Source organism: Sporosarcina sp. AD_1 (genome assembly GCF_057373025.1).
Window position 1 is genome coordinate 13,010 of sequence record NZ_JBPVIR010000001.1, and the last position, 21,445, is coordinate 34,454.

Annotated in this window: 19 protein-coding genes; 2 read left to right on the plus strand and 17 right to left on the minus strand. The window is 47.6% G+C overall.

Annotated features, from left to right (window positions below; translation table 11 throughout):
- Positions 1-160: 160 nt before the first annotated feature.
- The 6 genes from rnz to mce are packed head-to-tail and all read right to left on the minus strand — an operon-like array spanning position 161 to position 5,950.
- Complete coding sequence (gene rnz / locus ACSW3C_RS00075; protein WP_486560230.1) at positions 161-1,099, minus strand: ribonuclease Z; 939 nt, start codon at positions 1,097-1,099, stop codon at positions 161-163.
- A 9-nt stretch (positions 1,100-1,108) separates the two neighbouring features.
- Positions 1,109-2,299 (minus strand): DNA polymerase IV, encoded by a 1,191-nt coding sequence (locus ACSW3C_RS00080; protein WP_486560231.1) that lies wholly within the window; start codon positions 2,297-2,299, stop codon positions 1,109-1,111.
- A 54-nt stretch (positions 2,300-2,353) separates the two neighbouring features.
- Positions 2,354-2,830, minus strand: a complete 477-nt coding sequence (locus ACSW3C_RS00085; RefSeq protein WP_486560232.1) for a chemotaxis protein CheW — start codon at positions 2,828-2,830, stop codon at positions 2,354-2,356.
- A gap of 2 nt (positions 2,831-2,832) precedes the next feature.
- Positions 2,833-3,966, minus strand: coding sequence for a M20/M25/M40 family metallo-hydrolase (locus ACSW3C_RS00090; RefSeq protein WP_486560233.1), 1,134 nt, complete (start codon positions 3,964-3,966; stop codon positions 2,833-2,835).
- 21 nt (positions 3,967-3,987) lie between these two features.
- Complete coding sequence (locus ACSW3C_RS00095) at positions 3,988-5,535, minus strand: acyl-CoA carboxylase subunit beta (protein WP_486560234.1); 1,548 nt, start codon at positions 5,533-5,535, stop codon at positions 3,988-3,990.
- Position 5,536: 1 nt separating this feature from the next.
- Positions 5,537-5,950: a methylmalonyl-CoA epimerase gene (gene mce, locus ACSW3C_RS00100; protein ID WP_486560235.1), complete on the minus strand. Its 414-nt coding sequence runs from the start codon at positions 5,948-5,950 to the stop codon at positions 5,537-5,539.
- Between the two features lie 114 nt (positions 5,951-6,064).
- Here mce and prli42 point away from each other — a divergent pair, with 114 nt between their 5' ends.
- Positions 6,065-6,160: a stressosome-associated protein Prli42 gene (gene prli42, locus ACSW3C_RS00105; RefSeq protein WP_207961158.1), complete on the plus strand. Its 96-nt coding sequence runs from the start codon at positions 6,065-6,067 to the stop codon at positions 6,158-6,160.
- A gap of 56 nt (positions 6,161-6,216) precedes the next feature.
- Here the strand turns inward: prli42 and ACSW3C_RS00110 are convergent, their stop codons facing one another.
- Positions 6,217-6,657, minus strand: a complete 441-nt coding sequence (locus ACSW3C_RS00110; RefSeq protein ID WP_486560236.1) for a BrxA/BrxB family bacilliredoxin — start codon at positions 6,655-6,657, stop codon at positions 6,217-6,219.
- A 203-nt stretch (positions 6,658-6,860) separates the two neighbouring features.
- Between ACSW3C_RS00110 and ACSW3C_RS00115 the strand changes: the two genes are divergently transcribed.
- Complete coding sequence (locus tag ACSW3C_RS00115; protein WP_486560237.1) at positions 6,861-8,291, plus strand: DUF6612 family protein; 1,431 nt, start codon at positions 6,861-6,863, stop codon at positions 8,289-8,291.
- A gap of 20 nt (positions 8,292-8,311) precedes the next feature.
- Here ACSW3C_RS00115 and meaB read toward each other — a convergent pair whose 3' ends face one another.
- From meaB to yqiS, 10 genes are all read right to left on the minus strand, one after another.
- Positions 8,312-9,403, minus strand: coding sequence for a methylmalonyl Co-A mutase-associated GTPase MeaB (gene meaB / locus ACSW3C_RS00120; RefSeq protein WP_486560238.1), 1,092 nt, complete (start codon positions 9,401-9,403; stop codon positions 8,312-8,314).
- Positions 9,400-11,559, minus strand: a complete 2,160-nt coding sequence (scpA, locus tag ACSW3C_RS00125; RefSeq protein WP_486560239.1) for a methylmalonyl-CoA mutase — start codon at positions 11,557-11,559, stop codon at positions 9,400-9,402. Before scpA ends, meaB begins: the two co-directional genes overlap by 4 nt.
- Positions 11,546-13,225, minus strand: coding sequence for a methylmalonyl-CoA mutase family protein (locus ACSW3C_RS00130; protein ID WP_486560240.1), 1,680 nt, complete (start codon positions 13,223-13,225; stop codon positions 11,546-11,548). Before ACSW3C_RS00130 ends, scpA begins: the two co-directional genes overlap by 14 nt.
- A 217-nt stretch (positions 13,226-13,442) precedes the next feature.
- Positions 13,443-14,765: a dihydrolipoamide acetyltransferase family protein gene (locus ACSW3C_RS00135; RefSeq protein ID WP_486560241.1), complete on the minus strand. Its 1,323-nt coding sequence runs from the start codon at positions 14,763-14,765 to the stop codon at positions 13,443-13,445.
- A gap of 21 nt (positions 14,766-14,786) precedes the next feature.
- Positions 14,787-15,770, minus strand: a complete 984-nt coding sequence (locus tag ACSW3C_RS00140; RefSeq protein WP_238081863.1) for an alpha-ketoacid dehydrogenase subunit beta — start codon at positions 15,768-15,770, stop codon at positions 14,787-14,789.
- Positions 15,770-16,777 carry a thiamine pyrophosphate-dependent dehydrogenase E1 component subunit alpha gene (locus ACSW3C_RS00145; RefSeq protein ID WP_238081866.1) on the minus strand — a complete coding sequence of 336 codons (1,008 nt, stop codon included), beginning with the start codon at positions 16,775-16,777 and terminating at the stop codon, positions 15,770-15,772. Before ACSW3C_RS00145 ends, ACSW3C_RS00140 begins: the two co-directional genes overlap by 1 nt.
- A gap of 55 nt (positions 16,778-16,832) precedes the next feature.
- Entirely contained in the window at positions 16,833-18,260 is a 1,428-nt protein-coding gene (gene lpdA / locus ACSW3C_RS00150; protein WP_486560242.1) for a dihydrolipoyl dehydrogenase, read from the minus strand.
- 28 nt (positions 18,261-18,288) lie between these two features.
- Complete coding sequence (gene buk, locus ACSW3C_RS00155; protein WP_486560243.1) at positions 18,289-19,371, minus strand: butyrate kinase; 1,083 nt, start codon at positions 19,369-19,371, stop codon at positions 18,289-18,291.
- Positions 19,372-19,404: 33 nt separating this feature from the next.
- Positions 19,405-20,499 (minus strand): branched-chain amino acid dehydrogenase, encoded by a 1,095-nt coding sequence (bcd, locus tag ACSW3C_RS00160; RefSeq protein WP_486560244.1) that lies wholly within the window; start codon positions 20,497-20,499, stop codon positions 19,405-19,407.
- Positions 20,500-20,521: 22 nt separating this feature from the next.
- The gene (yqiS, locus tag ACSW3C_RS00165) at positions 20,522-21,433 is read right to left on the minus strand and encodes a phosphate butyryltransferase (protein ID WP_486560245.1); all 912 of its coding nucleotides are present in this window, start codon (positions 21,431-21,433) and stop codon (positions 20,522-20,524) included.
- Between the last annotated feature and the right edge of the window lie 12 nt (positions 21,434-21,445).

The window sequence follows — 21,445 nt, forward strand, 5'->3', positions numbered from 1 at the left end:
ATAGGAGTTGCTATAATCGGGTGGAGATAAGGAACGCTTTCTCCACCCGATTTTTTGATAGTCTTACTGATCAAAATTATGCTAGTACTATATTGTAGTACTTACTAGAAACGAAAACGCGAGAAAAAAACTGCCTCCCGGCGGGACAGCAGTTGATTTCTTACAATTCGGTTATGCGACCGTCTTGTAAGGCGTATTTAGAAAAGTCGTTGGCAATGAACAGGTTCGGGAAAACGGCCTGGCCTTGTTCAAGCAGAAGAGCCACGTCGCCAGGAAGGAAGCGTGCGCTAATATGGTTGGCGATCAAAGTGCTCGCTTCAGCCAATCTCGCAACAGTTGCAGCTTCCACGATTGTGGAATGTCCATATTCTGATGCCAGCTTGCCAGTTTCGCTGTCAAATGTCGCCTCATGGATGACAAGATCAGCTTGGCTGGCAAGTTGGATCGATGCCTCACAGAAGCTCGTGTCTCCCAGAATGGCGAGGATGAATCCCTTCTGCGGTTCGCCCGTAACTTCTTTACTGCGGACGATTGTACCGTCCTCTAAGGTTATGTCTTCACCTTGTTTCAATTTTTGCAGTAAAGGACCTTTGGGAACACCTGAAGCGACTGCCTTGTCAATGAGCAGCTTGCCAAGGAGCGGCTTTTGTTCAATCCGGAAGCCATAGCTCGGAATTACATGCTGTAACTGATTTGTCGTCACGATAAAGTGATCGTTTTCAAACAGAATGCCTTCTTTGATTTCATGGACACGCAATGTATAAGTCAAATGGGTCTTGGTCAACCGCATCGTAGCCAGGAGCCATTCGTTCAAACCTGGTGGCCCATAAATATCGAGAGGTTCATCGCCGCCTAAGAAGGATCGGGAGCCCAGGAAACCCGGCAGCCCAAAAATATGGTCACCGTGAAGATGGGTGATGAATATCTTGTTGATTTTTCTTGGTTTGATTGTCGTATGAAGCAATTGATGCTGCGTTGCTTCGCCGCAATCCACCATCCAATATCCCTCTTCCTCTGCAGCCAGATTAATGACCAGCGAAGAGGTATTCCGTTGTTTAGAGGGCATGCCCGCCCCTGTTCCTAAAAAGATGACTTCCACTGCTGTTCCCTACCTTTCACCCAATCCGCGCCTCACTTTATCAGGACCAAATTTTTGTTTCAGCTCTTGCAATAATTGTTCCATTCTCGCATCCTTCGCATGATATTCGAAAGTATCAAAAGAGAGCTGTTCATGCAATTCACTGCGTGGAATGACCTGGGCTACCGTGATGCCTAACAGGCGGATCGGATCCCCGTTCCAGTTTCGGCTAAAGAGAGCGGCTGCTTCCTTGTAAATAGCTTCCGCTGTATACAACGGGTTCAAAACCGTCCGGCTCCTCGATTGATTTCGCCAATCCGCTGTCCGGATTTGAATCGAAATGGAGGTACCGGCAAGCTGCTTTCTTTCCAATCGCTCTGCAACACGCTGCGCCAGCCGCTTAAACACTTCCAAACAAGCTTGCTCGTCTGTTTCGTCAATCGGCAGAGTCGTAGAACTCCCGACACTTTTCCGTTCATCTGCAGCATCGGGATCGACTGGACGTGAATCAATACCGTTCGCCCGATTCCTCAAGCGCATCCCATTTTTACCAAGCTCGGTTTTTATCAGTAATTCTTCTGCATTGGCAAGATCTCCAATTGTCGTTATGCCGATTGCTTTTAATCTAGCTTCTGTACTTTGCCCTACTCCATGCATTTGGATGACCGGAAGTGGCCATAGTTTGGCCGGAACTTCCCGTTTGCGCAAAACGGTAATCCCCATCGGTTTTTTCATGTCTGAAGCAGTTTTCGCCAGGAATTTATTCGGTGCAATTCCAATGGAACACGGTAAATCCAGCTCACGTAAAATGCGCTGTTGCATTTGTTCGGCTATTGAGACAGCGTGCGTCAAGCCGCCAATGTCCGTGATGTCCAAATATGCTTCATCGATGGACACCGGCTCAACCAGTTCCGTGTACGAGCGCAAAATTGCGAATACCGCCTGTGATGCTGTAGAGTATTTCTCCCGATCCGGTGGCACGATGACAAGATCTGGGCATAGACGTCTTGCCTCGCCAACCGTCATCGTTGTATAAATGCCGAGTGCCCTCGCTTCATAGGAACACGTGACGAGTATGCCGCGCCGTTCTTTTGGATTCCCGGCGACTGCCATCGGAATCCCCTTTAAAGACGGATCGTGCGCCTGTTCGACTGAAGCAAAGAAACTATTCATATCCAAATGCAAGATCACTTTTGCCTGCGAGTTTCCGGCGCTGTTCATCGAATCACCCCGCTGCAAGAAAATGAAACCGGGCAATGGACTGCCCGGTAATGATTATTGTTCCTGTATAGCTTGGGAGTGGACGTAATCCCCAATTTCATCCATCCCGGCCAATGTCTTGGAAAGAATGACCGGATCCACAATAGTTATCATCCGTTCATCCAAGTTGGCGACTGATGTGAAATATGGTGTTCGCGAATAGGCCATCAAGCCCGAAGTTGTCAGGCTGCTCTCCGGAATTTCCATGATTTCTTTTGCATCCAGAACGACTAGACCGACATACAAGTCTTCTGTTTGTACGACGACAATCCGTACCTCCTGCATATTAGCAGCTGATTTGCCGTATAAAATTTTTTCGAAATCGAGTATAGGCACGAGTTCACCGCGGATTTTCATCAATCCGAGCATATACTCCGGAAGATGAGGAATCGGATTAATCTTTTCCATTTTTTCGATGGAAACGACAGAGTCAACTGCGATGGCATACTCTTCATTTCCACATTGTACGATGACTGCTTTAAATTCCGCCATTCTTACTCCCCCTTCGCAGCCCCTGCTGCCACCTTCACAATTTCTACGAGCAATTCTGTCAGCTTGTTTAATTCTTCTACAGGCATCCGCTCGTTCTTCGTATGAATCTCTTCATATCCTACCGACAGGGTAACCGTTGGCACGCCAGCCCCGTTGAATACGTTGCCATCACTGCCGCCACCGCTCGTCAGTAACTCGGGCGTCCGTCCTACATTCTTAATTGCTTGGATTGCCGTTTGTACAACTTCTGCATCTTCTGTAAAACGGAATCCCGGATACATAAGCTTTACTTCTGTCGTTGCATTTCCGCCCATCGCAGCCGCTGTCTGTTCAAATGTTTCCACCATATGAGCCGTTTGTTGCTTCAGCTTCTCTTCATCGATAGAACGGGCTTCCGCCAAAATATGCACTTCATCACAGACGATATTCGTCGCCTGGCCACCCTCGAAACGGCCAATATTTGCTGTAGTTTCAGAATCGATGCGGCCCAATGTCATTTTTGCAATAGACTTTGCAGCGATATTGATGGCCGAGACGCCTTTTTCCGGTGCAACTCCAGCATGTGCTGTCTTGCCTTGAATCGTTGTCCACAATTTAGATTGAAATGGCGCAGCCGTCACGATGCCGCCAACTTTGCCATCACTATCAACCGCATATCCGTATTTCGCTTTTAACAAAGATGGATCCAGTTCCTTCGCTCCGACTAGACCGCTCTCCTCTCCAGCTGTAATGATGAACTGGATGTCTCCATGCTCGACCTTTTCTTCTTTCAACACTTTGGCCATCTCAAACAACGCGGCTAGACCCGCTTTGTCATCAGCGCCCAGGATAGTTGTTCCGTCGGAGTAAATGTATCCATCCTCCTTGAGAACAGGTTTGATTCCTTGCCCAGGCACGACTGTGTCCATATGGCATGTGAAATAAATTGGATCGGCGCCTTCAACGGTGCCTTGTAAATTGGCGATCAAGTTGCCTGCACCATGACCTGTGCGGGAAGCAGAATCGTCTTCCATTACTTCAAAGCCGAGCTGCTCCATTTTCGCTTTCAGTACTCGAGCAATGGTACCTTCGTGCTTCGTTTCGGAGTCGATTTGAACCAGCTCGAAAAATTCGTCAAGCAGTCTCTTTTCATTCATTGCTAACAGTCCTTTCTATCGTTACAATGGAATATTTCCATGTTTCTTGTTAGGTCTCGTTTCCTTTTTGTTGCGCATCATATCGAGCGCCTGCAATAGCTTAATACGTGTTTCGCGTGGATCGATGACATCATCGACCATTCCGTGCGAAGCCGCCACATAAGGATTGGCAAATTTCGTGCGGTATTCCTCGATTTTTTCTGCGCGGGTCGCTTCCGGATTGTCGCTGTTCGCGATATCACGGGCAAAAATAATGTTAGCGGCCCCTTCCGCCCCCATTACAGCGATTTCAGCATTCGGCCATGCGTACACGACATCGGCGCCAATTGCTTTGGAGTTCAATGCGACATAAGCACCCCCGAACGCTTTTCGCAAAATGACTGTAATCTTAGGTACGGTCGCTTCCGAATACGCATACAAGATTTTAGCGCCGTGCCGGATAATGCCTCCGTGCTCCTGTTTGATACCCGGGAAGAAACCGGTCACATCTTCAAACGTAATAATAGGAATGTTGAAAGAATCACATGTGCGAATAAATCGGGCAATCTTGTCAGATGAGTCGATATCCAGTCCGCCCGCCATCACTTTAGGCTGATTACAAACAAGTCCCACCGTTTCTCCTTTCATCCGGGCGAAGCCGACGACAGCATTTCGAGCGAATTCCGGCTGAACCTCCAAAAAGGTATTCGGATCAACAACGAGCTCAATGACTTTCCGCACGTCATAAGGGCGAATGGTTTCAAACGGAACGACATCTGCCAAATCCGCGCGGTAATCATCCCCTTCGCCAGTCTGCTGTAGGGGCGTTTTCTCCTCATTATTTTGAGGCAAGTAGGAGAGCAGCCGGCGGACGTCTTGTAACACGGCCTGTTCATCTGGCCCGCGGAAATGGGCGTTGCCGCTAATTGTATTATGTACTTTAGAACCGCCCAGATCTTCTGATGTAATTTTTTCTCCTGTAACCGTCTCAATTACTTTCGGTCCAGTAATAAACATCTGGCTCGTCTTGTCCGTCATGAAAACAAAGTCCGTAATGGCAGGTGAATAGACCGCTCCTCCCGCACAAGGCCCAAGAATGACCGAGATTTGCGGGATGACTCCTGAATAGATCGCGTTTCTGTAGAAGATTTCCCCATAGCCATCCAGAGATACAACACCTTCCTGGATCCGCGCGCCTCCTGAATCGTTCAAGCCGATGAAAGGCGCTCCATTCTTCGCTGCCAAGTCCATGACATTTGCAATTTTCATCGCATGCATTTCTCCAAGCGCTCCGCCAAACACCGTGAAGTCCTGGGAGAATAAATAAACTGGCCGTCCATCAATCTTACCGTAGCCTGTTACGACACCATCGCCAGGTCCAGCCTGCTTGTCCATGCCAAAATCGCGGGTCCGGTGCACGACAAAGGGATTCAATTCAACAAAGGTGCCTTCATCAAGCAGCAGATCGATCCGTTCGCGTGCGGTCAGCTTTCCTTTTTCATGCTGCTTGGCGATGCGATCGTCGCCTCCGCCTAATTCAATTTCACGTTTTTTATCATATAATTCATTGATTTTATCGTAGATATCCATATTACTTGTCCCCTTTGCCACTTTTATCACATAGTTCGTACAGAACACCTAAAGAAGATTTTGGATGCATGAAAGCGACTTCTGCACCGCCAGCACCCGGTTTCGGTTCCTCCGACAGCAATTGCACGCCTTTCTCCTTCAATTCGGCCATTCGGCTTCGAATATCGGATACGCCAAACGCCACGTGATGGATACCTTCTCCCCGCTTGGAAATAAATTTGGCGACCGCGCCATCTTCCCTGGTCGGTTCCAATAATTCTATCTTAATGTTGCCTGCATCGAGAAAGGCGACTTTCACCTGCTGGCTCGGCACTTCTTCTATCCCCAGTAATTCTAAACCTAATGTATGTATATAATAGTCCAGCGCCTCATCCATGCTTCTGACGGCAATTCCGATATGATCGACTTTTTTCATTGTCATTCCTCCCTCTTCCTATTGTAACGTTTCGTGAATAAATCCGCTACATGTTGAGTTCTCCTCCTTTTCTGTTAAAATGGAGGTATAGTACAGTGTAAGGAGACTTGCCCGATGAGTAATAAAAAGGTGCAAAAGATTGTCGTCTACCTAATGATCGCAGCCATGGTGGCTTCAAGTATCTTATTTGGCCTCAGCATGATTTTATAACGTTTAAAGAAAAAGAAGTCCAGCCCGCCACGAATGGCCAGGTTGGACTTCTTTTATTATACTTCCTCGCAGAATTCCTCAAATTTGCTTTGCAAATTCATGACAACAGACATCGGATCATGTCCTTCAATCTCATAACGGCCTACTTCCGCTACCAATTCACCGTCTTTTAACAATGCAAAAGAAGGCGAGGATGGAATGTGATCTTCTCCGAAATGCATACGGGCTTGTGCCGTTGCATCCTTGTCCTGACCAGCAAAAACTGTCACCAAATGATCTGGACGCTTATCATAATGGATAGCATGTGCGGCAGCCGGACGGGCAATGCCTCCTGCACATCCACAAACAGAGTTCACCATAACGAGTGTCGTGCCTGGACGTTTGAATGCGGCATCCACTTCTTCAACTGTCTTCAATTGCTCATACCCGCTAGTTTCCATTTCAGACCGTGCTTGGTTCACTATATCATCCATGTAGAAATTAAAATTCATTGTCATGCATCTTTTCCCCTTTCAGCTTATAGGCTTATCATAGCAGTTGCATTTCTTTCTTGCAAAAGGAGTGTTTGGATGTGGAGTTAGTGGTGGAAATCAAACATCCCAGTAAAATATTATAAAAAATTGAAACTTTATTTCAAATCCATCGTATAAACTAGTATACTTGCAAACTCGCAAGTAAATATTTTTTGGGGGTTAGTTACATGAGAAAGTTGGCAACATGGGCACTAGCGTTCGTTTTCATACTATCGTTCGCATTGCCTCAAAACACGGTATCTGCAGCAAGCAATGTAAAGCTTGTCGTTGATGGCGTTGAAGTGGATGGCTATGAACAAGCGTTCATGTCACATGGAGATGTTTTAATTCCAATTGAAAACCTGTTTACGGAAGCAGGCTACAAAGTGTCTAAGGACAAGTCCGGCAAGCTATCTGTAACGAATACTTATTTGACTGTTGATTTTAATGCTTCAGCAGGTTCAATTGAAGTGAACGGAAAGAAAGCGGATACAACATTTCCACTTACATTGAAAAACTATGGTAATTACGTTTCTGGAGAGTTTTTATCCACTTTGGAAGGTTTTGAAGTAGAAGTTTCCGAAGACGAACAAACTGTATCAGTTACAACGAACCGCGTAAAAGATCTTGATAAATTCCTTGAAAAGATGATGAATGCGGATCTGAAAAGCTATTCGGCTAAAATGAAGCTAGATCAGAAAATGGAGTCAACAGAAGAGCCGAAATCCATGAATATGATCATGGATATGGATATGGACGTTACACAGGAACCAGTTGCCATCCATATGAAACAGAAAATGACTGCGGATGTTGATGGAAAGAAAGAAGAAATTACTAGCGAAGCATACATGACAGAAGAAGAATTCTATCAGTATGACGGAAACAAATGGATTAATTATGGCAAAGACATGGGGCTAGGTCTTGAAGCGGGTGCTACTCTTGATCCAACCGCTCAATTGGAAATGGCTAAGATGTTCATGAAAGGTGTTCACGTTTTCGAATATGATGATGTTTATGTCATGGTTCAAACGTTGACAACGGAAGATTTAAAAGATTTGATGGACGAAGCTCTATCGTTGATCGGCACTTCTCTTGGCGGGCTGGAAATTCCAGTGGAAGCAGTTTCTGAAGAAGCGGCTGAAGTGACTGCTGAAGAGGCAAAAGTAGAAGCGACTGAAGAAGCAGTAACCGTGGAAGAGAATAAAGAAACGACAGAAGCAAAAGAAGATGCAAAAGCATCCGAGACGGCTGAAGAAGCAGTAACTGTGGAAGAGAATAAAGAAACAACAGAAGAAAACGAGCCGGCAACTGAAGAAACTGTTCTAGATGGCGATCTTTTTGGCGCATTAGGCATGGAAATCGAGGAAATGTACTTTGTTACAACAATTGACAAGAAGACATTATTCCCTCAAGACATGAAAGGCACTACAAAAATTTCTATGACAATCGATGATGTTACAGTGAAAATTGTTCAAACGTTGACAGGTACGATGAGCAACTTTAACGCTGTAAAAGCGATTGTAATTCCTGAAGAAGTGAAAAAGGAAGCGATTTCTTTCGAGGACTACATGAAAGAACTGGAAGCTGAATTAGAAAAGGAATTGCAAGCTGCTGAATAAGTAAGTAAAGCGGAGAAGGGTCAATCCCCTCTCCGCTTTTCCTTTGGCTGAAACAGTTCCTCAACAGCCCCTGCCACGGTCCATCTTCCTTCCAACAAACCATGTTCCAACTGGAGTACCTGCTCTTTTCTTCCCGCCTCAGCAAAGAACTGGTCCAGCAGATGATCTTGGATGGTGGCGTGGAACCAATCCTTTGTTTGTTCCTGCCGCCTGCGACTCCAAACACCGCTCTCTGTCATCTCTTCTTGGAAACGCAGGATGGTCGTCCACACGTCATCCAACCCTGTCTTTTTCAACGAAGACACTGGCATAGCTGTTGTTGTCCATCCGGGTGATGCGGGTTGAAGGAAATGAAGAATTTGACGGTATTCCCGTACTGTTTTCTTTGCCAGCCGCTCGTTTTCGCCGTCCGCTTTATGCACGATGATCCCGTCAGCCAGTTCCATAATCCCCTTTTTCATTCCTTGCAATTCATCCCCTGCGCCTGTCAGGACGAGCAAGAGGAAAAAATCGACCATGCCACGAACAACTGTCTCACTTTGGCCGACACCGACTGTTTCGACTAAAATGACATCGTAGCCGGCTGCCTCGCATAACAGCATCGTCTCCCTCGTCTTCTTATGGACGCCGCCCAGCGTACCGGACGAAGGCGATGGACGGATGAAGGCATTAGGATGCTTCGCTAGTAGCTCCATACGCGTTTTGTCACCAAGTATGCTGCCGCCAGTGATCGTGGAGCTCGGATCAATTGCAAGTACAGCGACTTTATGGCCAGCCTCTGCCAGTTTCAGTCCGAATGCTTCAATGAACGTGCTTTTACCTGCTCCTGGAACGCCGGTAATGCCGATTCGGATGCTGCGTCCTGTTTGTGGAAGCAATTCTTTCAGCAATTCCTGGCCGGCCTGCTTGTCTTCTGCATGCGTGCTTTCCAGCAGCGTTATAGCCTTTGCGAGATGCAGCCGGGAGCCGGATGTGAGTTGTTCCGCCAGCTCCCCCTTTTCCAGCAGCCGCTTCTTTTTGACAAACCGTTTTCTTGGACCGGATACCATGCCGTCATGGACCGACTTGATGCCGTCCATAATGTGCAACGCACCGTCTTTGTTGTCGTTCACTCCATCACTTCCTCGTAACCGAGCTGGCGATAAATATCCTCAATCACTTTCTGTGCCGCCACTGGAATAACTGTCCCCGGTCCAAAAATTGCCGAAGCCCCATTGGCCCGTAAAAATTCATAGTCCTGAGCCGGGATGACGCCACCCACAACAATAAGAATGTCTTCTCGTCCTACTTTTGCCAGTTCATTACTCAATGCAGGGACCAGTGTTTTATGGCCTGCTGCAAGGGAGCTGACCCCGATGACATGAACGTCATTCTCAGCCGCTTGGCGAGCCGTCTCTTCCGGAGTTTGGAACAGTGGTCCGATATCAACATCAAAGCCCAGATCGGCGAATGAGGAAGCGATAACTTTCGCGCCACGATCATGTCCGTCCTGCCCCATTTTGGCAATGAGGATGCGAGGACGGCGACCTTCATTCTCCAAAAATTCCTCAGTCATTTCCTTCACTTCTTCAATTTCTTCCTGATTGGAGAAGTTTGAGCTGTAGACACCACTGACGGATCTGATGATTGCTTTATGGCGTCCGGAAACTTTTTCGATCGCATCCGATATTTCGCCGATCGTTGCACGCACTCTCGCTGCTTCTACAGACAATGCAAGAAGATTTCCTTCTCCGCTTCGAGCAGCTTCTGTCAGGTTTTGCAAAGCAAGCGCCACTGCTTCGTCGTCACGCAACTTTTTCATCCGATTAATGCGATCAATCTGTTTTTGGCGTACAAGTGTATTGTCGATGTCCAGAATATCGATCGGTTCTTCTTTTTCAAGACGATATTTATTGACCCCAATAATTGTTTCAGCTTTTGAATCAATTTTAGCCTGACGCTTTGCTGCAGCCTCTTCGATTTTCATCTTCGGAAGCCCCGTTTCAATTGCCTTCGCCATGCCGCCTAAGTCTTCGATCTCTTCAATCAAGTCCCATGCTTTTTCCATTAATTCAGCAGTAAGCGATTCAACATAAAAGGAGCCGCCCCAAGGATCGATCGTTTTTGTCATAAAGGTCTCTTCTTGCAGGAATAATTGCGTATTCCGCGCAATCCGTGCCGAGAAATCTGTCGGCAATGCGATGGCTTCATCGAGCGCATTCGTATGCAAAGATTGCGTGTGCCCCATTGCAGCGGCATTCGCCTCGATTAATGTTCTAGTTACATTATTGAATGGGTCTTGTTCCGTTAAGCTCCAGCCGGATGTCTGGGAATGCGTTCGCAAGGCAAGCGACTTCGGGTTTTTCGGTTCGAAAGATTGCATCATTTGCGCCCAAATCCTTCTTGCCGCCCTCATCTTTGCAATCTCCATGAAATAATTCATGCCAATTGCCCAGAAAAACGACAACCGTGGAGCGAACGAATCGATATCGATGCCTGCCGCAAGTCCCGTGCGGACATATTCCAAGCCATCCGCAAGGGTATAGGCAAGCTCAATATCAGCAGTAGCGCCCGCTTCCTGCATATGATAGCCGGAGATTGAAATGGAGTTGAATTTCGGCATGTTCTTGGATGTATATTCAAAAATATCCGCAATGATCCGCATTGACATGTCTGGCGGGAAAATATACGTGTTCCGCACCATATACTCTTTCAATATGTCATTTTGGATGGTGCCCGCCAGCTGTTCAGGCTTCACGCCCTGTTCCTCGGCGGCCACGATATAAAAGGCCATAACTGGCAGAACAGCGCCATTCATCGTCATGGAAACAGACATCTGATCTAGCGGGATCCCATCAAACAGAATTTTCATATCCTCTACGGAATCAATCGCCACTCCGGCTTTTCCAACATCACCTGTTACACGGGGATGGTCGGAATCATAGCCACGGTGAGTCGCCAGGTCAAAGGCAACCGACAGACCTTTCTGGCCCATTGCCAAATTGCGTCGATAAAATGCGTTGCTTTCTTCAGCAGTTGAAAACCCGGCGTATTGGCGCACAGTCCAAGGCCTCGCAACATACATGGTTGGGTAAGGGCCGCGTGTATTCGGTGCAATTCCAGGCAAATCGTTCAGATGGGATGCGCCTGCCGTATCGTGTTCCGAATAAAACGGTTTGATTTCAATCCCTTCATTCGTCATGAACCGCTTATCAGTCGATCCGCTCGTCTCCTTGGCATCTTGCAGGATACGTTTCACATCGACCTTTTGATAATCAGGCTTCACCATTACCCATTCCACCTTTCCATCGTTCCATAATACTTTTCAATTTCTCGATGCGGTTCTGCTTGGCATGAACAAAACCATTTAGCCCTAACGACTTCCATTTTGATTCGATTTTGGCATCATATGCTCCGGCCACATCCACTAGGATGCCTGCTGGCCAGGTCGCAAGCAACGGTTCCATAATTTCTTCAGTTGAATCGGCAGGCGCACAGATAACCACATACTCGGGCTTGTTCTCATTCACCCATCCAAGCGCTTCCTGTACATCTGTGAATACAGGACTCCATTCACTTTCAATTCCTCCAGACGCCAGAAAACCGCTGACAAAATCAGTGCGGGGCTTAACTGTTTTCAGCGTCCCGAAATTCAAGAGTGCAGTTTTCGGCTGTTCCTCCATAAACTGCGCTCGGAGCATCTCATAAGGAATGGCTAACCTATTCCATTTTTTCATATACTGGCAATCCTCAAGGGGGTTCTTCTGAAGATCCGCATAGACATTTGTGCCGATCAGTGATTTAGTCGTCTGTTCCACTTCTTCCTGTCGTTTCTTCCAAAGCATTTTAAATTCGCCTGAAGACTGATATGCCTCTGCCCCACCCATTTCTTCAATTTCAAGGAATCGTTTCCATGCTTTCTCAACGAGTGTTTCAGTTAACGATTCAATGAAATAGGAACCGGCTGCCGGGTCGTTCACTTTATTGACATTCGTTTCCTCTTTTAATACGAGTTGTATGTTTTGCGCATAACGAAGTGAATTGGGTGTGGGACCAGTCAAGATATCATGCGGATATACAGTGATCACATCTGCGCCACCTAGAATGGCTGAAAAGGCTTCATTTCCTGCGCGCAATAAATTCACATTCGGATCGATTTTCGAAAACGAGCGTAAGGAAGTTTCCGCGATAACCGGAACAGCTACCGCCTGTTCTCCATGTGCATCTGCAAACGCTTGCCATAGTAGACGGAATGCACGAAGTTTTGCGATCTCCATAAAGAAATGAGTATCGATCGAGAACTTCACAAAAAACTCTTCACAGAATACAGAGTAAGCTTCCGCTGTCTCTGCATGCAAAGCAGCGATGGAAAGGGCAAGCGCCAATTCTGTAACTGCGTCTGCGCCTTCATGGTGTACAACCGTTAAATCGGCACCTTTCGTACGCAAGCCCGAATAACCGACGGGAAGCGTCCACTGCTCCGCCTGGACAACTCCCTTCACTTTCGATCGAATTTCATGGTTTACAAAATCGAACACCCGTAAGATCGGATCATCTTTTTGCAACGAAAAGAAAAAGACCGGAAAGTCCACAAGCAATTCAGCGAGCGCATTTAACTCTTCGTCATTCCATTGAACTGCTGGAAAGCCACAGTAGACAATCGCTTCATTTCCTCTTCGCAGAGAGCTTTTTAAACGTTCCACAAACTCTGCGCCGGTTTTGGCCAAAGTCGGCTGTGCCACAGTCCATCCCGGCTCCGGCTTCGTTGCGCGAATGGTTTGTGAAGCTTTAGCCGGGACAGCTTCTGTATAAAGTGGTTGCAAGTCAATTCCTTCCCACGTTTTTGTAATTAATTTTTCAAAAGGCTTGCCTTTCAAAGATTCGGTGGCAAGCTTTTTCCAAGCATCAAATTCGGGCGTATCGAAGGTTCCGTTTTTCATTGTATGTATGGACATAAGGGCGTTTCCCTCCTAATCGATATCTCTACCATCTATCTACTAGTGTACCTGACATCTCTTTCCTTTTAAAGCATAAACACATTGGAGCCAAGCTTACGTTTTTTATTAAACTCTTTAAAACTATTCATTCTACATGCAATTTCCTAAGCGCCCCGAAAATCACTTACCTGTAGAAAAATCCCCATGCTTGCATAGCGGCATGGGGATGAAAAAATTAATAAATGGAAGTGTTTTCTTTTGTTACGTTCTCCAATATTTCCTTCACTCGAGCGAGGAATCTTCCAGCTACAAGCCCATCCAGAACACGATGATCGAGGGATAGGCAAAGGTTTACCATATCACGAACCCCAATCATGCCGCCTTCCATAACGACAGGCCGTTTTACAATGGATTCCACCTGCAGGATGGCTGCCTGCGGATAATTGATGATTCCCATGGATTGGACAGAGCCAAACGATCCTGTATTGTTTACCGTAAACGTTCCGCCCTGCATCTCGTCGGATTTCAATTTGCCTGAACGCACTTTCGATGCCAGGTCATTGATTTCACGGCCAATTCCTTTGATCGTCAACTCGTCTGCATGTTTGATGACTGGAACGAACAATGCATCTTCGGTTGCGACAGCAATTGAAATATTAATATCCTTTTTCTGAACGATCTTATCGCCTGCCCACATTGCATTCATCATCGGGAATTCCTTCAGCGCTTGTGCGACTGCTTTGACAAAGAATGCAAAATACGTGAGGTTAAAGCCTTCCTTCTGTTTGAAGTCGGCTTTCAACGAATCCCGGTAGTTAACCAAGCTCGTTACATCCACCTCAATCATCGTCCAGGCATGCGGTGCTTCGTGTTTGGAACGCAGCATATTATTCGCGATGGCGCGGCGAACACCACTGACCGGTATTTCAATATCTCCTGCTGCAACAGGCACCGATTCTTGCGTACGCGCAGGAGCAGCTGACCTATCCTGTCTTGCCGGCTCGGCGACAACTTCGGCAGAGCTGGAGGAGGAAGAGCTTGAAGATTCAGCTGCTGCGGTAGGAATCTCACCGCTTTCGATCAGTTTCATCAAATCTTTCCGCGTAATGCGTCCTTCTTTTCCTGAACCTTCGACTAGCGAGAGGTCGATGTCATTCTCCTGTGCCAACCGAAGTACTGCAGGCGAATAGCGGCCCGCCGCCTTCCCTTTTTCACGCTTTATAGGGGCAGATGGTTTTTGTGAACCAGCTGCAGGCATCTCTTTCGAGGACTCTTCTTTTACAGTCTGCGGTTCAGCTGATTGGGAGGCCTCGCCGCCCGCCACTTCTATTGTACAGACGACGACACCCACTTCGACAGTCTCACCTTCTTGAACGATGATTTCCTTGATCGTCCCTTCAAAAGAAGATGGGATTTCAGCTGTCACTTTATCGGTATTTACTTCAGCGAGCGGGTCATACTTGTTCACTCGATCGCCCGGCTTCACAAGCCATTTCTCTATTGTACCCTCGGTGACACTCTCACCAAGTTTCGGCATTTCTATATTTTCAATAGCCATTTCTGTCAACCTCCTTCCGAATTAAAACTCTGCCAATTCTCTTGCAGCCTTTTCGACTTTATCCGGATTGACCATGAAGAACTTCTCCATTGTCGGCGCATATGGCATCGCTGGAATATCAGGGCCGGCAAGCCGTTTAATTGGTGCATCCAGTTCAAATAGGCAATGTTCGGCAATGATGGCCGATACTTCGCTCATGATGCTACCTTCCAAGTTATCCTCCGTGACAAGCAACACTTTGCCTGTTTTGGATGCCGCTTCAATGATCGCTTCTTTATCCAATGGATAGATCGTACGCAAATCGAGGATATGGGCAGAAATTCCGTCCTCTGCCAAACGTTCCGCCGCTTGGAGTGCGAAATGCACACATAGGCCGTATGTGATGATTGTAATATCATCACCTTCCCGTTTGACATCCGCTTTTCCGATTGGAAGGACGTATTCTTCTTCAGGCACTTCGCCTTTAATTAAACGGTAGGCACGCTTATGTTCAAAGAAAAGCACCGGATCATCGTCACGGATTGCCGCTTTCAGCAATCCTTTCGCATCGTAAGGTGTGGAAGGGATGACAATTTTCAATCCAGGTGTACTAGCAAACATGGACTCAACCGATTGTGAATGGTAGAGCGCACCATGAATCCCACCGCCGAACGGTGCCCGGATGACGATTGGGCAAGACCAGTCATTGTTTGAACGGTATCTGATTTTCGCCGCTTCTGAGACGATTTGGTTGACCGCAGGCATAATGAAATCGGCGAATTGCATTTCGGCGATCGGCCGCATGCCGTACATAGCCGCCCCGATGCCTACTCCAGCGATGGCAGATTCCGCAAGCGGAGTATCCAGCGCACGGTATTCACCAAACTGGTCGTACAGACCTGTCGTCGCTTTGAAAACGCCGCCTTTACGTCCGACGTCCTCACCAAGGACAAATACGTTTTCGTCGCGCTCCATCTCTTCTTTCATTGCTTGGGTGATTGCATCGATATAGGAAAGCACTGCCATCACTCGTCGCCCCCTTCCTCTTTGTAAACATGGCGTAACGCATATTCCGGCTCAGCATACGGGGCTTTTTCCGCATAGTCGGTTGCCTCGTTCACAATAGCTGAAATCCGCTCTTCCAGTTCTTTTTCAGATGCCTCATCTAAGATGCCAGCCTCTTTTAAGTACGCTGAGAATTTAGGAATCGGATCAAGCTTCCGCTCTTGCTCAAGTTCTTCTGCGTCGCGATATAAGCGATGATCATCATCCGAGGAGTGGGCAGTCAGGCGGTAGCAGACTGCTTCAATTAAACTTGGGCCTTCTCCAGAACGGGCACGGTCTGCTGCTTCTTTTACAACTTTAAAGACATCAAGCGGATCCGTTCCATCTACAGTGACCCCCGGCATACCATAACCGACTGCACGATCCGAAACGTTCTCACAGGCCAATTGCTTTTCAAGCGGTACAGAAATCGCATATTTGTTATTTTCAACCATAACGATGGTAGGCAATTTATGGACACCCGCAAAGTTCATACCTTCATGGAAGTCCCCTTGGTTGGAGGAACCTTCGCCTAGCGTGACGAACGTAACAAAATCCTCTTTTTTCATTTTTGCTGCGAGTGCTACTCCCACTGCATGCGGAAGCTGCGTTGTAACTGGAGAGGAACCGGTAAGAATCCGATTTTTCCGCTGGCCGAAATGACCGGGCATCTGGCGTCCGCCTGAGTTCGGGTCTTCAGCTTTTGCAAAAGCCGACAGCATAAGTTCACGAGGCGTCATGCCAAAATGAAGGACAACCCCCATATCACGGTAATACGGAGCAATCCAATCTTTCTCCTTATTCAGAGCAAATGCAGCACCAACTTGTGCGGCTTCCTGCCCTTGACACGAGATAACAAATGGAATTTTGCCTGCACGGTTCAAAAGCCACATTCTTTCATCAAGGCGACGGGCCATGACCATCGTTTCATACATTTGAAGCACGTCTTCATTCGTCAATCCAAGTTCTTCATGACGCGAATGAGCCATTTTCAATTCCCCCTTTTCCTAATGGGCTTCCGCTGCTTTCGGAACGCCCTTCCATTTACATATGAATTGCTTTGCCGTCTACAGCGAGTGCCGCTTCACCCATCACTTCCGATAAAGATGGATGCGGGTGGACTGTGGAAGCGACCTCCCATGGAGTTGCGTCTAATACCATAGCTAGCCCTGCTTCAGAGATTAAATCGGTAACATGAGATCCAATCATGTGAATGCCCAATATATCATTGGTCTTTTGATTCGCAATGATTTTCACAAATCCGTCTGCATTCCCGTTGACGAGCGCTTTTCCGATGGCTGCGAACGGGAATTTGCCGACTTTCACGTCATAGCCTTGTTCCTTTGCCTGTTTTTCCGTCAAACCGACACTCGATGCTTCCGGGCTGGAGTAAATGCAGCGAGCAATCTTAGTATAGTCAAGCGGTTCGACCGTCTGCCCTGCAATATGCTCAACAGCCGCAATACCTTCATGGGAAGCGACATGAGCCAGTTGAAGACCGCCGATGACGTCGCCAATTGCATAAATATGGCTTTCTTTCGTCTGGAAGGTAGGTTTCGTTTGAATAAACCCTTTCTCCAATTGAATCTCCGTATTCTCTAGTCCAATCCCTTCCACATTCGCCTGTCTGCCAACAGAAACAAGCATCCGCTCCGCAGTGAATTCTTTTGTTTCTCCATTCATTTCAGCTGAAATGGTAACGGAATCAGCGGTTTTCTTTAATGTGTCAGGTAGCACTTTTGCACCTACCGCAAATGTGACGCCTTTTTTGGATAGGATTTTTTTCATTTCTTTTGAGATGTCTTCGTCTTCTGTCGGGATGATGCGGTCTGCATATTCGATGACGGTGACATCGACTCCAAAATCATGAAGCATAGATGCCCACTCGATACCGATGACGCCTCCCCCAACGATCAGAATGGATTTTGGCAATGTTTCCATTGCGAGCGCACCGTCAGAAGACATGATTTGTTGTTCATCCAGTTCAAGACCCGGCAATGTACGCGGCCGGGATCCTGTCGCGATGATCAAGTTTTTCAGGATCAACATCTCGTTTTCCTCACCGCTGTTCATTTCCACAGAAATGGTTCCCGGCATTGGCGAGAAGATGGATGGGCCAAGCATTCTGCCTGTGCCTTCAAACACATCAATTTTCCCTTTTTTCATTAGCGACTTAACGCCGTTATGCAGCTGATTGACGATTTCATCCTTACGGGCCTGCACACGTGCAAAATTCAAAGAGGTTCCGCTCGTCTCCACTCCGAAATGGGAAGCTTCGTTTTTGGCCAACTGGTACACTTCGGCACTTTTCAGAAGTGCTTTACTCGGGATGCAGCCTTTATGCAGGCAGGTGCCTCCAAGTGCCCCTTTTTCCACTAGTGCTGTTTTCAGCCCCAATTGCGCTGAACGGATAGCTGCCACGTAGCCGCCCGTTCCTCCGCCAAGTATTACCACGTCATATTCCTGTGCCATTGAACATGGCCTCCTTCATCACTACCCTTCAAGAAGGGTAGGTTTTTGCTTGTTCTTCCTGCATCAGGACGCGTAATGCGCCTTCAGCGAGTGCTTGAAGTTCATCTTCACCTGGGAAAACCACTACATCGGATATCCAGTCGACGCGATCCGCGATGGATTGGACAAACGCTTTTCCATAAGCAAGCCCGCCCGTCAGGAGGATGGCATCCACTTTTCCGCTCAATACGGCGGCCGCACTGCCGATTTCTTTCGCGACCTGATAGGCCATTGCCTCATAGATCAGTTTTGCCCGCTCGTCTCCCGCTTCGATCCGTTTCTCGACCGCTACAGCATCATTCGTCCCAAGATAGCCGACGAGCCCTCCCTTGCCGACGAGATTTGCCATTAGCTCTTGCCGGTAATAAATGCCTGAGTAGCAAAGATCGATCAGATCGCCTGCTGGAACCGTTCCGGCACGTTCCGGGCTAAATGGGCCATCCCCGTGCAAGCCATTATTCACATCGACCACCTGGCCGTGTTCATGTACGCCGACCGTAATGCCGCCACCCATATGAGTGACGACCAGGCGGAGTTCATCATATTTCTTGCCAATTTGCTTTGCGTATCGGCGGGCGACCGCTTTTTGATTCAACGCATGGAAAATCGATTTCCGTTCAATGAGAGCGAAGCCTGAAATCCGGGCGAGGGGCTGAAGCTCATCGACGACTACCGGGTCCACTATGAAAGCTGGAACGTTCAGATCCGTCGCAATCTCGTTCGCCAAAATGCCCCCAAGATTCGATGCATGCTGTCCGGAAACCCCTTTGCGTAAATCTTTGAGCATGGAGTCATTCACGGAGTAGGTACCGCCTGCGATCGGTCGCAGCAAGCCCCCTCTTCCGCAAATGGCGGCAAAGCCCTCAAGATGGAATCCATGCTCTTCAAGAGAGGACACGATCGCCTTTTTCCTGAAATCAAATTGATCGATAATCGAAGGATATCGAGAAAGCTCCTCTGTGGAATGGCGTATTGTGCTTTCCATCACTTGTGCATCATTTTCAAATACGCCGATTTTCGTCGATGTGGATCCCGGATTGATGACCAGAATCTGAAAAATGTCTTTCGGCATTTTCAACCCTACCTTCGATATGAGAACTGTCTATTATTTTTTGCGGCTTAGTACGCTCTTTTCATTTTGCAAAAATTGACTGCGAGACTTAGCGACCCGTGCAATGCGTTCCTCCGCAAGACGGTCTGCTGCTACATATGTCGGAATGCTGTCACGCTTGGAGATAGCGAAAATCTGCTCGATTGTATCGTAAATTCCCGCAACGCGTTTTAACGCACGCTCTCTATTATAACCGGCCAATTCATCTGCGACATTAATGACGCCGCCTGAGTTAATGACGTAATCCGGTGCGTACACAATGCCCATTTCATGGATAATGTCTCCGTGTTCCGGGTTTTTCAATTGATTGTTCGCAGATCCTGCAATTACTTTCGCTTTCAATTGTGGAATCGTCTCATCGTTAATGACGGCACCGAGTGCACATGGGGCAAAAATATCTGCGTCTTGTGAATAAATTTCATTCGTATCAACCGCAGCTGCGCCGAACGCATCTACAGCACGTTGAACAGCCTCTTTGTTAATATCAGTGACAATTAACTTTGCGCCTTCCTCATGCAAATATTCGCAAAGTGCATACGCAACGTTTCCGACACCTTGGACCGCAACCGTTTTCCCTTCTAGGGAGTCGCTTCCAAATGCTTCTTTCGCAGCCGCTTTCATCCCTTTGTATACTCCGAAAGCTGTGACTGGAGATGGATTGCCTGAAGAACCGGCATCGGAAACGCCCGTAACATAGTCAGTTTCCAAGTGGATCAAATCCATATCCTCTTCTGTCGTTCCTACATCCTCTGCTGTGATGTAACGGCCATTCAAACCTTCGATATAACGTCCAAACGCACGAAACAATTCAGGGTTCTTATCTTTTTTCGGATCACCGATAATGACCGTTTTACCGCCACCGAGATCAAGGCCAGCAGCCGCATTTTTGTAAGTCATCCCGCGAGCGAGGCGAAGCGCATCCTCAATTGCTTCTTCTTCAGATGCATATGTCCACATGCGTGTGCCGCCAAGTGCCGGTCCGAGTGTCGTGTCGTGGATCGCAATGATTGCTTTTAGTCCAGATGCTTCGTCTTGGCAGATGACAAGTTGTTCATAATCGTATTTCTCCATATATTTGAATAGTTCCATGATAATTCCTCCAGTTATCTGTTTAATGTTGTGATACAAGTATTGCTAAAGCGAGTGAATACAATTTGCTTTCCATGCGATCCGATCGTGAAGTAAGCACGACAGGCGCCTTGGCTCCTTGGATGACCGCCCCTACTTTCGCATTTGCGAAGTACATGAGGGACTTATACAGAATATTTCCAGCTTCTATACTAGGAACTAGCAGAATATCCGCGTTGCCCGCCGTCTCTCCTTCAATCCCTTTATGCTCTGCAGCTTCACGTGATACAGCATTGTCAAGCGCAAGCGGGCCATCAATGATGCAGCCATTGATCTGCCCTCTGTGATTCATGGCGACAAGCGCAGCTGCATCCAAGGTTGGCTGCATGGCCGGATTCACTGTTTCAACCGCAGCAAGGGGAGCGACGATCGGCTTTCTGATGCCGCACGCGTGAGCGGCCTGAACAGCATTGCGGACTATTTGAGCCTTTTCCGAAAGATCTGGGGCGATATTCATCGCCGCATCCGTTACAAATAATAGCCGTTCATAACCAGGAACCTCAAAAGCGGCTACGTGGGACAGGATCGTCTCCTTACGCAAACCGTAATCTCGATTCAACACTTCCTTAAGAATGGTTGCGGTCGGCAAATTCCCTTTCATGAGAACATCCGCTTGGCCGCTGGACACCGATTGAACTGCCAGTTTTGCCGCCATTCGCTGATCTGAAGCGTCTTCAATTTCAATGAAGCCATTGTCCAAAAGACGTGGATCAACTTTAGCTAGGACCGATCGGATTTCCTCCTTGTCACCGAATAAGCGGAACGATGCAAGATTCCTCTCCAATGCCATTTTGACAGCCCCAAGTACATGGGTATCTGCAGCGCTGGCGACCGAAACGACCGGCCGGGTATCCGAAGCAGCCGCTTTATCAATAAGTGAATCGAGTGACGCCATTATTATCACTCC